The following is a 12,043-nucleotide window of genomic DNA, read 5'->3' as shown; positions in this document are numbered from 1 at the left end:
CCCTTACTTCCTGATCGCCTTGCGCGGGCCCTTGCGGGTGCGGGCGTTGGTACGGGTGCGCTGGCCACGAAGCGGCAGACCGCGACGGTGACGCAGACCGCGGTAGCAGCCCAGGTCCATCAGGCGCTTGATCGCGATACCGATTTCACGGCGCAGATCGCCTTCCACGATGTACTTGCCGACTTCGAGACGCAGACGCTCGATTTCCGGCTCCGACAGATCGCGGATCTTGGTGGTCGAGGTCACGCCTGCGGCGTCGCAGACCTTCTTCGAACGGGTACGGCCGATGCCGTAAATGCTTTGCAACCCGACCCAGACGTGCTTCTGGGCTGGCAGGTTGACGCCTGCAATACGCGCCATGACGCGGTTCTCCAGCTGAGTGATGGCCGACAGCGCACCATGGGCGCGCCAATCCGGCAGGATGGATCAAAAAAGTGAACTAGCGATTCTATCAAGGTCTCGGTTTACTGGGAAGCCCGTGGAACCTTGAGGTTCCATGGACCCGGCGTGGGGAGTGTGCCCATGCTCCGGCGCCGGATGTCGTTGACTGCAGAGGTTGCCCTCGCCGCCGCCCGCGCTACTCCCGCGCGGGACCACCACATCACACCCCCACCCGAAACCGCTGCAGGGGCCGCCCTTCGATTTGGAAGGCCAGTCCGGGAACCGGAGGGCCTTCACAACAAGAAGACTAGTGTAACAGGTCAATCAGCCGCGGGCAAAACCGCCGCGGTTGCCGCCCTTCAGGTTGGCCTTCTTCAACAGGCTCTCATACTGGTGAGACATCAGGTGCGCCTGGATCTGGGCGATGAAGTCCATCACCACCACCACCACGATCAGCAGCGAGGTGCCGCCGAAGTAGAACGAGGCGCCCAGCTGGGTGCGCAGGATTTCCGGCAGCAGGCAGACGATCACCAGGTACAGCGAACCGGCAGCCGTCAGGCGGGTCAGCACGGCATCCACGTAGTCGGCGGTGGCCTTGCCCGGACGGATGCCCGGAATCAGCGCGCCCGACTTCTTCAGGTTGTCGGCGGTTTCCTGCGAGTTGAACACCAGCGCGGTGTAGAAGAACGCAAAGCCACTGATCAGCGCAGCGAACACGATCATGTGCAGCGGCTCGCCCGGCCCGAGGGCGTTGGCGACCTTCTGCAGCCACGTGGCCGAGCTGGCCTGGCCGGACCACATCGCCAGCGTCGTCGGGAACGCCAGGATGCTCGAGGCGAAGATGGCCGGGATCACGCCCGCCATGTTCAGCTTCAGCGGCAGGAACGAGGTCTGGTTCATGTACGCGTTGCGGCCACCCTGGCGACGTGCGTAGTTCACCGTGATGCGGCGTTGGCCGCGCTCGACGAACACCACGAAGTAGGTGAAGGCCAGCACCACCAGCACGATCAGCAGCAGGGCGATGAAGCTCATGTTGCCGTCGCGGTAGGCTTCCACGGTGTGGATGACCGCGCCCGGCAGGCCGGCCACGATGCCGGCGAAGATGATCAGCGACACACCGTTGCCGATGCCGCGCTCGGTGACCTGCTCACCGACCCACATCAGGAAGATGGTACCGGCGGTCAGCGCGACGATGGCGGTGAGCACGAAGCCCATGCCCGGTGCGTAGACGACCGGGGCACCGCCCGGGGAGACCTGGTTCTGCAGCGCCAGCGCGATGCTGCCGCCCTGCACCACCGCCAGCAACACGGCGCCGATGCGGGAATATTGGGTGATCTTGCGACGACCCGATTCACCTTCCTTCTGCATCGATTTCAATGCCGGGAAGATGTGGACCGCCAGCTGCATCACGATGGATGCCGAGATGTACGGCATCACGTTCAGCGCGAAAATGCTGAAACGGTGCAGGGCGCCGCCCGAGAACATGTTGAACATGTCCACGATGCCGCCGCCCTGCGCCTGCATGAGCGCAAGCATGGCATCGGGATTGACGCCAGGCACCGGCACATAACAGCCGATGCGGTAGACGATCAATGCCCCGATGACGAACAGCAGGCGCTGGCGGAGTTCCGTGAACTTGCCGAGCCCGCCGCCGAGGTTACCAATGCCAGCTTGCGCCATGTCTTACTCCTGTACGCTGCCGCCGGCAGCTTCGATCGCGGCCTTGGCACTGGCCGTTGCAGCGACGCCCTTCAGGGTGAAGGCCTTGGTCAGGTCACCCTTCATGACGATCTTGGCACGCTTGGCGGTGCTCGGGACCAGCTTGGCAGCGCGCAGCGCGGCAAAGTCGATCTCGCCGGCTTCCAGGCGTTCCAGCTGGTAGGACAGCACTTCAGCGGTGTCCTTGGCGATCTTGGAACGGAAACCGACCTTCGGCAGACGACGCTGCATGGGGGTCTGGCCGCCTTCGAAGCCTGCCTTGATCTTGCCGCCACCCTTACGGGCGAACGAACCCTTGTGGCCGCGGCCGCAGGTCTTGCCCAGGCCGGAGCCGATACCACGACCGACGCGGGTGCGCTCTTTACGAGCGCCCGGTGCCGGGCTCAATTCATTCAGATGCATGGTCATTGGATTATTCCTCAACCTTGACGAGGTAGTGGACCTTGTTGATCAGGCCGCGAACCTGCGGGCTGTCCTTCAGTTCACGCACATCGTTGAGCTTGTTCAGGCCCAGGGCACGCACCGACAGGCGGTGACGCGACTGGGTGCCACGCAGGCCAGCCACCAGGCGGACCTTGACGGTCTTGACGGTTTCATTAGCCATGGTTGAGATCCTCCACCTTCTTGCCGCGCTTGGCCGCGATGCGGACCGGCGACTGCATTTCGGTCAGACCCTTCAGCGTGGCGCGAACCAGGTTGATCGGGTTACGCGAACCGACGGCCTTGGCCAGCACGTTCTTGACGCCAACGGCTTCCAGGACGGCGCGCATGGCACCACCGGCAATCACACCGGTACCTTCGGAGGCCGGCATCATGAACACGCGGGCTGCGCCGTGGCCGGACTTCACCGGGTGCCACAGGGTGCCGTTGTTCAGATCGACGGTGGCCAGGTTCTTGCGAGCCTGTTCCATCGACTTCTGGATCGCGACCGGCACTTCACGCGCCTTGCCGTAACCGAAGCCGACCTTGCCTGCGCCGTCACCGACCACGGTCAGTGCGGTGAAGGTGAACTGGCGGCCGCCCTTGACGGTCTTGCTGACGCGGTTGACCGCGACCAGCTTTTCGATCATGCCGTCGTCGACTTTCTCTTCGCGGCGATCGCGATCGCGACCCCGCTGCTGACGTTCTTCTGCCATGTTGATTCCTTGATTGATTGAGTATGTACGGCTCAGGGCCGCTTATAGCTGTGAGATGGAGCGGTGATTCGAGCGCCCCTGCAGAAGAAGGACGTCGCCCGGCGCAACCCGCGCCGGCAGGCAGGCGGAAGCGGGGACCAGCCCCGCTTCCTTATCCCTTAGAACTGCAGGCCGCCTTCGCGGGCTGCATCAGCCAGTGCCTTGATGCGGCCGTGGTAGCGGTAGCCCGAGCGGTCGAAAGCGACCTTCTCGATGCCCGCAGCCTTGGCGCGCTCGGCGACCAGCTTGCCAACCTTGGCGGCGGCGTCGCTGTTCTTGCCGTTCTTCAGGCCTTCCTTGACGTCGGCCTGGGTGGTGTTGGCAGCTGCCAGCACCTTGGAGCCGTCGGCGGTGAAGACCTGGGCGTACAGGTGCTGACCGGTGCGCAGCACCGACAGACGCGGCACGCCGAGCACACGGATGTGGGCACGGGTCGACTTGGCACGACGCAGACGAGCGATGTTCTTGTTCATGATCTTTTTCCTTGAAAGCTGAGGGCGTGAGTTACGCCTTCTTGGCTTCCTTACGAATGATGACTTCGCCGGCGTACTTCACACCCTTGCCCTTGTAGGGCTCCGGCGGACGGAAGCCACGGATCTTGGCGGCAACTTCGCCAACGCGCTGCTTGTCGGTGCCCTGGACCAGCACTTCGGTCTGGGTCGGGGTCGAAATGGTGATGCCTTCCGGCGCCACGAACAGGACCGGATGCGAGAACCCGAGCGACAGGTTCAGGTCCTTGCCCTGCATGGCGGCACGGTAACCGACGCCGACCAGCTCGAGCTTGCGCTCGAAGCCTTCGGTCACGCCGTGGACCATGTTGGCCAGGATGGCGCGCACGGTGCCGGTGAGGGCGACCAGCGAGGCATCGTTGGCGGCCAGGGTGGCAACGCCGTTGTCGACAGTGATTTCAACGCCAGCAACCTTGGCAAGCGACAGGGTGCCCTTCGGGCCCTTCACGCTGACGGATTCCGGCTGGATGTTCAGTTCAACGCCCTTGGGCAGGTTGACTGGCTTCTTGGCTACGCGGGACATAGTTGTTTCCTTCTCGCCTTAGGCCACGAAGCACAGGACTTCGCCGCCGACGCCCAACTGGCGCGCCTGCGCATCAGTCATGATGCCCTTGGAGGTGGAGATGATGGAGATACCCAGGCCGTTGAGGACCTTCGGCAGCTCGGACTTGCCACGGTACTGGCGCAGACCCGAACGCGAGAAGCGCTTCAGGGTCTCGATGACCGGCTTGCCTTCGAAATACTTCAGGACGATTTCAAGCTCGGCCTTGTTGTTCTCGATCTTGGTCACGCGCAGATCGGTGATGTAGCCTTCGGCCTTCAACACCTCTGCGATTGCCACCTTGATCTTGGACGACGGTGCTTTCACCGTCTGCTTGCCAACCGCGGCCGCATTCTTGATGCGTACCAGCAGGTCGGCGATGGGATCAGTCATGCTCATAGTCGATACCTTTGAGTGCACCGATATCCGCTTTCGCGAAAATCTTGTGTCTACCTGGGATGGGCCAGGGCCCTTGTTGCCTGTTCAGCGGACCAACGGCCCGCTCTACGCCAGCCCCCGTGACGGAGCAAGACGCGGGAGTATACGGCAAAAAGAGCCCGACTTGCGTCGGGCTCCCTTAATCCGGGATCAGGGCCGGAAAACCGACCCCTCTCCCCTGCCCCGTGCCGTGAAGGCGCGCGGCAGTGGAAGGGACGAATCCCTTACCAGCTGGCCTTGCGCAGGCCCGGCACGTCGCCACGCATGGTGGCTTCACGCAGCTTGTTACGGCCCAGGCCGAACTTGCTGTACACGCCACGCGGGCGGCCCGAGAGCTCGCAACGGTTGCGGTGACGGCTCGGCGACGAGTCGCGCGGCAGCTTCTGCAGCTTGATGACGGCCTCGGCCTTTTCGTCGTACGACGCGGTCGTGCTGGAGATGATCTTCTTCAGCTCTTCACGCTTGCCGGCGTACTTGACGGCCAGCTTCGCACGCTTGAGGTCGCGGTTGACCATGGAGGTCTTTGCCATTTCGGATTCCTCGACGTATCAGTTACGGAACGGGAACTTGAACGCTGCGAGCAGCGCCTTCGCTTCCGCATCGGTCTTGGCGGTGGTGGTGATGGCGATATCCATGCCGCGGATCGCGTCGACAGCGTCGAAGTCGATTTCCGGGAAGATGATCTGTTCCTTCACACCCATGTTGAAGTTGCCGCGACCGTCGAAGGAACGACCCGAAACACCACGGAAGTCGCGCACGCGCGGCAACGAGATGTTGATCAGACGGTCCATGAACTCGTACATCTTTTCACGACGCAGCGTGGTCTTGCAGCCGATCGGCCAACCATCGCGGATCTTGAACGATGCCACCGAGACACGGGACTTGGTCACGATCGGCTTCTGACCGGAGACCTTGGCCATATCGGCGACGGCATTTTCCAGGATCTTCTTGTTCGTGGCTGCTTCGCCGACACCCATGTTCAGGGTGACCTTGACCAGCTTCGGAACCTGCATCGGATTGGTGTAGCCGAACTGCTTCATCAGCGCCGGCACCACTTCTTCCTTGTAAAACTTTTCGAGACGGGAATTCATCAGCTCATTCCTCAGGCGTCGAGCGCCTCACCGCTGGAGCGGAACACACGCAGTTTGCGTCCATCCTCCAGCACCTTGAAGCCAACGCGCTCGCCCTTGCCCGAAGCCGGGTTCAGCACATTCACGTTGGAGATATGGATCGACGCTTCACGCTCGACCACGCCGCCGGCAACGCCTGCCTGCGGGTTCGGCTTGGTGTGGCGCTTGACGATGTTCACGTTGGCGACGATCACACGATCGCCGTCGACGCGGACGACTTCGCCCTGCTTGCCCTTGTCCTTGCCGGTGTTGACGACGACCTGGTCGCCCTTCTTGATACGGTTAGCCATGATTATCTCCTGGCGCTCACAGAACTTCGGGAGCGAGCGAGACGATCTTCATGAACTTCTCGGAACGAAGTTCACGGGTCACCGGTCCGAAGATGCGGGTGCCGATCGGCTCTTGCTTGTTGTTGAGCAGGACCGCGGCGTTGCCGTCGAAACGGATCAGCGAGCCATCGGCGCGACGCACACCCTTGCGGGTACGCACCACGACGGCGTCATACACTTCACCCTTCTTGACTTTGCCGCGCGGGATTGCGTCCTTCACGGTGACCTTGATGATGTCGCCGATGTGGGCATAACGGCGCTTGGAACCACCCAGCACCTTGATGCACATCAGTTCCTTGGCACCGGAGTTGTCCGCGGCGTCGAGGTAGCTCTGCATCTGGATCATGATTCAGATCTCCTTATTCAGCCGCACGCGTGATGACTTCCACCACGCGCCAGTTCTTGGTCTTGGACATCGGAGCAATCTCGGCCACGCGCACGACATCACCTTCGTTGCAGGTGTTGTCGGCGTCGTGTGCGTGCAGCTTGGTCGAACGCTTGATGTACTTGCCGTACAGGGCGTGCTTGACCAGGCGCTCCACCAACACGGTGACCGTCTTGTCCATCTTGTTGCTGACGACACGGCCTTCGACCGTGCGCAGCGTCTTGCTGTCGTTGTTATCGCTCATCGCGGCCATCCTTACTTGGTGCTGCCGAGCAGGGTCTTGACGCGAGCGATCTCGCGACGAACCCGGCGGGTTTCGTGGGTCTTCGGCAGCTGGCCAGTGACCTGCTGCATACGGAGCGAGAACTGCTCCTTACGCAGGTCGATCAGGTGGCTCTTCAGGTCGTCAGCCGACTTTTCGCGAAGTTGTTTGATATCCATCAGAGCACCGTCCGGGTCACGAAAGTGGTGGTCACGGAGAGCTTGGCGGCAGCCAGGCGGAACGCCTCACGTGCCACGTCTTCTGCGACGCCTTCGATTTCATAGATCATGCGGCCGGGCTGGATCTGGGCTACCCAGTACTCCACGTTGCCCTTACCAGAACCCATTCGGACTTCGATGGGCTTCTTGGTGATCGGCTTGTCGGGGAACACTCGGATCCACATCTTGCCGCCGCGCTTGACGTAGCGGCTGATCGAGCGGCGGGCCGCTTCGATCTGACGCGCGGTCAGCTGACCATGAGCGGTTGCCTTCAGGCCGTACTCGCCGAAGCTGACGGCGTTGCCGCTCCAGCTCAGACCATCGTTACGGCCCTTGTGTACCTTGCGGTATTTGGTTCGCTTGGGTTGCAACATTGTCGTTACCTCGCTTCACGAGCCGGGCGCGACGGACGGTCACCGCGGTCGCCGCGATCGTTACGATCGTTGCGCGGGGAGTCGTCCTGCTTTTCCTGGCCAACCTGGGAGAAATCGAAGACTTCGCCCTTGTAGATCCAGACCTTGATGCCGATGATGCCGTAGGTCGTCTTGGCTTCAGCGAAGCCATAGTCGATGTCGGCACGCAGCGTATGCAGCGGCACGCGGCCTTCGCGGTACCACTCCGAACGGGCGATTTCCGCGCCGTTCAAGCGGCCACCGACATTGACCTTGATGCCCAGGGCACCGAGGCGCATCGCGTTGCCGACCGAGCGCTTCATCGCGCGGCGGAACATGATGCGACGCTCCAGCTGCTGCGCGATCGACTCGGCAACCAGCTGTGCGTCCAGCTCGGGTTTACGCACTTCGGTGACGTTGATGTGCGCCGGGACGCCCATCATTTCGCTCACTTCCTTGCGCAGCTTCTCGATGTCCTCACCGCGCTTGCCGATCACCACGCCCGGACGGGCGGTGTGGATCGTCACGCGAGCGGTCTTTGCCGGACGCTCGATCAGGATCTTGCTGATGCCGGCCTGCGCAAGCTTCTTGCGCAGCATGTCCCGCACCTTCAGGTCGGCTGCCAGATAACCAGCAAACTCGGCCTTGTTGGCGTACCACTTGGAGTTCCAGTCCTTGGAAATGCCGAGGCGGATACCAATCGGATGAACTTTATGACCCATGGTGTTTTCCTTTCCGCTTACTTGCCGGCGCCCACAACCACAGTGATGTGGCTGGTGCGCTTGAGGATGCGGGTGCCGCGGCCTTTCGCCCGCGCCATGAAACGCTTCAGGGTCGGACCTTCATCTACCATGATGGTCTGTACCTTCAGCTCGTCGACGTCGGCGCCCTGGTTGTTCTCGGCGTTTGCAATAGCCGACTCCACCACCTTCTTGATCAGGTGGGCAGCCTTCTTGTCCGAGAACTTCAGCAGGTTGACCGCACGCTCGGCCGGCAGGCCACGCACCTGGTCAGCGACCAGGCGGGCTTTCTGCGCAGAGATGCGCGCGGAGCGCAGGATTGCTTTCGCTTCCATTGTCATCTCTCCTTACTTGCCCGACTTCTTGTCACCACCGTGACCCTTGAAGGTCCGGGTGATGGCAAATTCGCCGAGCTTGTGGCCGACCATGTTCTCGTTGACGAGCACCGGAACGTGGTTCTTACCGTTATGAACGGCGATGGTGACGCCTACCATTTCCGGCAGGATCATCGAACGGCGCGACCAGGTCTTGATCGGCTTCTTGCTACCCGCAGCGGCTTCCACCTTCTTGATGAGGTGGTGATCGACAAACGGGCCCTTCTTGAGTGAACGTGCCATGGTCGATTAGCCCCTACGATCGCGGACGATGAATTGCTGGGTGCGCTTGTTATGGCGCGTCTTGTAACCCTTGGTCGGGACACCCCACGGGGTGACCGGATGCGGGTTGCCCTGGCCGGCCTTCGCCTCACCACCACCGTGCGGATGGTCAACCGGGTTCATGGCAGCACCACGAACGGTCGGGCGGACACCACGCCAGCGCTTGGCGCCAGCCTTGCCCAGCTTTTCCAGGTTGTGTTCGTCGTTACCGACTTCACCGATGGTGGCGCGGCACTCGACCGGCACCTTGCGCATTTCACCCGAGCGCAGGCGCAGGGTGGCGTAGATGCCTTCACGAGCGACGAGCTGCACGGCAGCGCCGGCGGCACGCGCGATCTGAGCACCCTTGCCCGGCTTCAGTTCGATGCCGTGGACAGTGGTACCGACCGGGATGTTGCGCAGCGGCAGGGTGTTGCCGGTCTTGATCGGCGCATCCGAACCCGCGATCACCTGGTCACCGGCCTTCAGGCCCTTCGGTGCGATGATGTAGCGGCGCTCGCCGTCGACGTAGCACAGCAGGGCGATATGGGCGGTGCGGTTCGGATCGTATTCGATGCGTTCCACGCGCGCCGGAATGCCTTCCTTGTTGCGCTTGAAGTCGATGACACGGTAGTGCTGCTTGTGACCACCACCCACGTGACGGGTGGTGATGCGGCCGTGGTGGTTACGACCACCGGACTTGCTCTGCGGCTCCAGCAGCGCGGCATGCGGCGCGCCCTTGTGCAGATCGGGCGTGACCACGCGCACGGCCGAACGACGGCCGGGAGAAGTGGGTTTGAATTTCATCAATGGCATGGGATGTACCTCAGGCCTTGGCCGTTACATCGATGGACTGGCCATCGGCGAGACGCACGTACGCCTTGCGCCAATCGCCGCGGCGGCCGGTGCGGTTACGGAAGGACTTGTTCTTGCCCTTCACGTTCAGCACGTTGACCGACTCGACCTTGACGTCGAACAGCTGCTCGACCGCGGCCTTTACATCGGCCTTGGTGGCTTCGTTCGAAACTTCGAAGACATACTGGTTGGAATGTTCCTGCAGGCGCGCGGTCTTTTCGGAGACTCGCGGAGCGCGCAGCACGCTGAAGACTTTTTCGTTGCTGCTCATGCCAGCCACTCCTCGACCTTCTTGACCGCATCAGCGGTGATGACGACCGTGTCGGCACCGACCAGCGACACCGGGTCCAGGCCCTGCACGTCACGCACTTCCACGTAGGGAATGTTGCGCGCCGACAGGTACAGGTGCTCGGAAGCATCTTCGGTGACGATCAGCGGACGCTTGCCCACTTCCAGGCCGGCCAGCTTGGCGATCAACGACTTGGTGTTGGTCGCTTCGACATCGAAGGACTCCACGATCGTCAGACGGCCCTGGCGGTTCAGCTCGGACAGGATCGCGCACATGGCTGCACGGTACTGCTTACGGTTGACCTTCTGCTCGAAGCTGCGCGGCTTGGCCGCGAAGGTGACACCGCCGCCGATGAAGATCGGAGCCGTCAGTGCGCCATGACGCGCGCCGCCGCCCTTCTGCTTCTTCGACTTCTTGGTGGTACCAGCCACTTCAGAGCGAGTCTTCTGTGCCTTGGTGCCGGCGCGACCGGCGTTGCGGTAAGCAACGACGACCTGGTGAACCAGATCTTCGCTGAAATCGCGACCGAACACGGCATCGGAGACCGAGACCTTGTTGTTGCTACCCGTGATAACGAGTTCCATCGTCATCTCTCCTTATGCCTTGCTAGCCGGACGAACGATCACGTCACCACCCGCTGCGCCCGGAACGGCACCACGGATCGCGATCAGACCACGCTCGACATCGACCTTCACCACTTCCAGGTTCTGGGTGCTCTGCTGCACCGAACCCATGTGGCCGGACATCTTCTTACCCGGGAAAACGCGACCCGGGGTCTGGCGCTGGCCCAAGGAACCCGGCGCGCGATGCGACAGCGAGTTACCGTGGGTTGCATCGCCCATACGGAAGTTGTAGCGCTTGATGGTGCCCTGGAAGCCCTTACCCTTGGTGACACCCTGGACGTCGACCTTCTGGCCAACTTCAAAGATGTCCGCCTTGACTTCGCCGCCGACGGCGAAATCGCCGAGCTGCGCGTCTTCAACGCGGAATTCCCACAGGCCACGGCCCGCGTCGACCTTCGCCTTGGCGAAGTGACCGGCTTCCGGCTTGTTGACCAGGGCAGCGCGACGCGCGCCGACGGTCACCTGCACGGCGCTGTAGCCGTCAGCTTCGACGGTCTTGATCTGCGCGATGCGGTTCGGGGTTGCTTCAATCAGGGTTACCGGGATGGCCTGGCCATCTTCGGTGAACACGCGGCTCATGCCAGCCTTGCGGCCCACGAAGCCCAACGAATATTTCTTCGTCATGGTCGTAGTCCTCAGGTCAGCTTGATCTGAACGTCGACGCCGGCAGCCAGTTCGAGCTTCATCAGCGCGTCCACGGTCTTGTCGTTCGGGTCAACGATATCGAGCACGCGCTTGTGCGTGCGGGTCTCGTACTGGTCACGCGCGTCTTTGTCGACGTGCGGGGAGACGAGAATGGTGTAACGCTCGATCTTGGTCGGCAGGGGGATCGGGCCACGCACTTGCGCGCCGGTCCGCTTTGCCGTTTCTACGATCTCGCTGGCCGAACGGTCGATCAAACGATGATCGAACGCCTTCAGCCGAATCCGGATCTTTTGGTCCGCCATGACGGTGGGTTCCTTCGTTAAAAGAGCGACGGACAAGGCCTCTGGGTTGCCTTGTCCCATGAATATCCTGAATGCAGACGCCGCACATTCCTGCGCGGCGACAAGATCTTTCCGTAGACCTCAAAAATCGAGGCAGACCGGTTTCCCGATCTGCCCAGACAAAAAGTATAGCGCGCATACAAGTTGGCAGTCAACAGGGTCACTGTTGACAAAGCCTGAATGGCGCGACCCTTCCTGGTCTGGGGAACACGAGGAGCATCCTGCGCCTCTTTTCCCATTTAATTACGCCCCGATGCCCTACCCAGGCAACATCGGGGCGCAGATTCTAGCAGATTACTCGAGGATCTTGGAGACCACGCCGGCGCCGACGGTACGACCGCCTTCACGGATGGCGAAGCGCAGACCTTCGTCCATGGCGACCGGGTTGATCAGGGTGACAACCATCTTCACGTTGTCGCCCGGCATCACCATTTCC

The 12,043-nt window shown here is 62.0% G+C and carries 23 protein-coding genes and 1 pseudogene; all 24 read right to left on the bottom strand.

Features of this window, described 5'->3' with window-relative positions; genetic code table 11:
- Nucleotides 1–3: 3 nt before the first annotated feature.
- On the bottom strand, nt 4–360 hold the full coding sequence (gene rpsM / locus C0R07_RS16940) for a 30S ribosomal protein S13 (RefSeq protein ID WP_019186163.1): 357 nt from the start codon (nt 358–360) through the stop codon (nt 4–6).
- Nucleotides 361–705: 345 nt separating this feature from the next.
- On the bottom strand, nt 706–2,061 hold the full coding sequence (gene secY / locus C0R07_RS16935) for a preprotein translocase subunit SecY (RefSeq protein WP_019186162.1): 1,356 nt from the start codon (nt 2,059–2,061) through the stop codon (nt 706–708).
- A gap of 3 nt (nt 2,062–2,064) precedes the next feature.
- Nucleotides 2,065–2,508: a 50S ribosomal protein L15 gene (gene rplO, locus C0R07_RS16930; RefSeq protein WP_019186161.1), complete on the bottom strand. Its 444-nt coding sequence runs from the start codon at nt 2,506–2,508 to the stop codon at nt 2,065–2,067.
- Nucleotides 2,509–2,512: 4 nt separating this feature from the next.
- Complete coding sequence (rpmD, locus tag C0R07_RS16925) at nt 2,513–2,704, bottom strand: 50S ribosomal protein L30 (protein WP_019186160.1); 192 nt, start codon at nt 2,702–2,704, stop codon at nt 2,513–2,515.
- Nucleotides 2,697–3,236, bottom strand: coding sequence for a 30S ribosomal protein S5 (rpsE, locus tag C0R07_RS16920; RefSeq protein ID WP_019186159.1), 540 nt, complete (start codon nt 3,234–3,236; stop codon nt 2,697–2,699). The genes rpmD and rpsE overlap by 8 nt, the downstream gene beginning before the upstream one ends.
- 158 nt (nt 3,237–3,394) lie before the next feature.
- Nucleotides 3,395–3,748, bottom strand: a complete 354-nt coding sequence (gene rplR, locus C0R07_RS16915; RefSeq protein WP_019186158.1) for a 50S ribosomal protein L18 — start codon at nt 3,746–3,748, stop codon at nt 3,395–3,397.
- A gap of 31 nt (nt 3,749–3,779) precedes the next feature.
- The gene (gene rplF, locus C0R07_RS16910; protein ID WP_019186157.1) at nt 3,780–4,307 is read right to left on the bottom strand and encodes a 50S ribosomal protein L6; all 528 of its coding nucleotides are present in this window, start codon (nt 4,305–4,307) and stop codon (nt 3,780–3,782) included.
- Between the two features lie 18 nt (nt 4,308–4,325).
- Complete coding sequence (rpsH, locus tag C0R07_RS16905; protein WP_019186156.1) at nt 4,326–4,724, bottom strand: 30S ribosomal protein S8; 399 nt, start codon at nt 4,722–4,724, stop codon at nt 4,326–4,328.
- 263 nt (nt 4,725–4,987) lie between these two features.
- Nucleotides 4,988–5,293, bottom strand: coding sequence for a 30S ribosomal protein S14 (rpsN, locus tag C0R07_RS16895; protein ID WP_019186155.1), 306 nt, complete (start codon nt 5,291–5,293; stop codon nt 4,988–4,990).
- An 18-nt stretch (nt 5,294–5,311) separates the two neighbouring features.
- Nucleotides 5,312–5,854 (bottom strand): 50S ribosomal protein L5, encoded by a 543-nt coding sequence (gene rplE / locus C0R07_RS16890; RefSeq protein WP_019186154.1) that lies wholly within the window; start codon nt 5,852–5,854, stop codon nt 5,312–5,314.
- Nucleotides 5,855–5,865: 11 nt separating this feature from the next.
- Nucleotides 5,866–6,183, bottom strand: a complete 318-nt coding sequence (rplX, locus tag C0R07_RS16885) for a 50S ribosomal protein L24 (protein WP_017355416.1) — start codon at nt 6,181–6,183, stop codon at nt 5,866–5,868.
- Nucleotides 6,184–6,199: 16 nt separating this feature from the next.
- Nucleotides 6,200–6,568 (bottom strand): 50S ribosomal protein L14, encoded by a 369-nt coding sequence (rplN, locus tag C0R07_RS16880; protein ID WP_019186153.1) that lies wholly within the window; start codon nt 6,566–6,568, stop codon nt 6,200–6,202.
- Nucleotides 6,569–6,581: 13 nt separating this feature from the next.
- Entirely contained in the window at nt 6,582–6,851 is a 270-nt protein-coding gene (rpsQ, locus tag C0R07_RS16875) for a 30S ribosomal protein S17 (RefSeq protein ID WP_019186152.1), read from the bottom strand.
- 11 nt (nt 6,852–6,862) lie between these two features.
- A complete protein-coding gene (gene rpmC, locus C0R07_RS16870) occupies nt 6,863–7,048 on the bottom strand; it encodes a 50S ribosomal protein L29 (RefSeq protein WP_019186151.1) in 186 nt (61 codons plus the stop codon).
- Nucleotides 7,048–7,461, bottom strand: coding sequence for a 50S ribosomal protein L16 (gene rplP, locus C0R07_RS16865; RefSeq protein ID WP_019186150.1), 414 nt, complete (start codon nt 7,459–7,461; stop codon nt 7,048–7,050). Before rplP ends, rpmC begins: the two co-directional genes overlap by 1 nt.
- 5 nt (nt 7,462–7,466) lie before the next feature.
- A complete protein-coding gene (gene rpsC, locus C0R07_RS16860) occupies nt 7,467–8,201 on the bottom strand; it encodes a 30S ribosomal protein S3 (RefSeq protein ID WP_019186149.1) in 735 nt (244 codons plus the stop codon).
- 17 nt (nt 8,202–8,218) lie between these two features.
- Nucleotides 8,219–8,554, bottom strand: a complete 336-nt coding sequence (gene rplV / locus C0R07_RS16855; RefSeq protein ID WP_017355410.1) for a 50S ribosomal protein L22 — start codon at nt 8,552–8,554, stop codon at nt 8,219–8,221.
- Nucleotides 8,555–8,566: 12 nt separating this feature from the next.
- Nucleotides 8,567–8,836, bottom strand: coding sequence for a 30S ribosomal protein S19 (gene rpsS, locus C0R07_RS16850; RefSeq protein ID WP_019186148.1), 270 nt, complete (start codon nt 8,834–8,836; stop codon nt 8,567–8,569).
- A 6-nt stretch (nt 8,837–8,842) separates the two neighbouring features.
- The gene (gene rplB, locus C0R07_RS16845) at nt 8,843–9,670 is read right to left on the bottom strand and encodes a 50S ribosomal protein L2 (protein WP_017355408.1); all 828 of its coding nucleotides are present in this window, start codon (nt 9,668–9,670) and stop codon (nt 8,843–8,845) included.
- Between the two features lie 10 nt (nt 9,671–9,680).
- A complete protein-coding gene (gene rplW / locus C0R07_RS16840) occupies nt 9,681–9,980 on the bottom strand; it encodes a 50S ribosomal protein L23 (RefSeq protein ID WP_019186147.1) in 300 nt (99 codons plus the stop codon).
- Nucleotides 9,977–10,582 (bottom strand): 50S ribosomal protein L4, encoded by a 606-nt coding sequence (gene rplD / locus C0R07_RS16835; protein ID WP_019186146.1) that lies wholly within the window; start codon nt 10,580–10,582, stop codon nt 9,977–9,979. Before rplD ends, rplW begins: the two co-directional genes overlap by 4 nt.
- A 12-nt stretch (nt 10,583–10,594) precedes the next feature.
- A complete protein-coding gene (rplC, locus tag C0R07_RS16830) occupies nt 10,595–11,245 on the bottom strand; it encodes a 50S ribosomal protein L3 (protein WP_019186145.1) in 651 nt (216 codons plus the stop codon).
- An 11-nt stretch (nt 11,246–11,256) separates the two neighbouring features.
- The gene (gene rpsJ, locus C0R07_RS16825) at nt 11,257–11,568 is read right to left on the bottom strand and encodes a 30S ribosomal protein S10 (RefSeq protein ID WP_010341589.1); all 312 of its coding nucleotides are present in this window, start codon (nt 11,566–11,568) and stop codon (nt 11,257–11,259) included.
- Nucleotides 11,569–11,901: 333 nt separating this feature from the next.
- Nucleotides 11,902–12,043 (bottom strand): annotated as a pseudogene (tuf, locus tag C0R07_RS16820) (elongation factor Tu); the annotation flags it as partial.

The organism is Stenotrophomonas bentonitica (assembly GCF_002887735.1).
Classification (GTDB): domain Bacteria; phylum Pseudomonadota; class Gammaproteobacteria; order Xanthomonadales; family Xanthomonadaceae; genus Stenotrophomonas; species Stenotrophomonas bentonitica_A.
Note: the sequence above shows the minus strand (reverse complement) of the source record. Positions and strands in the feature narration are given on the sequence as shown.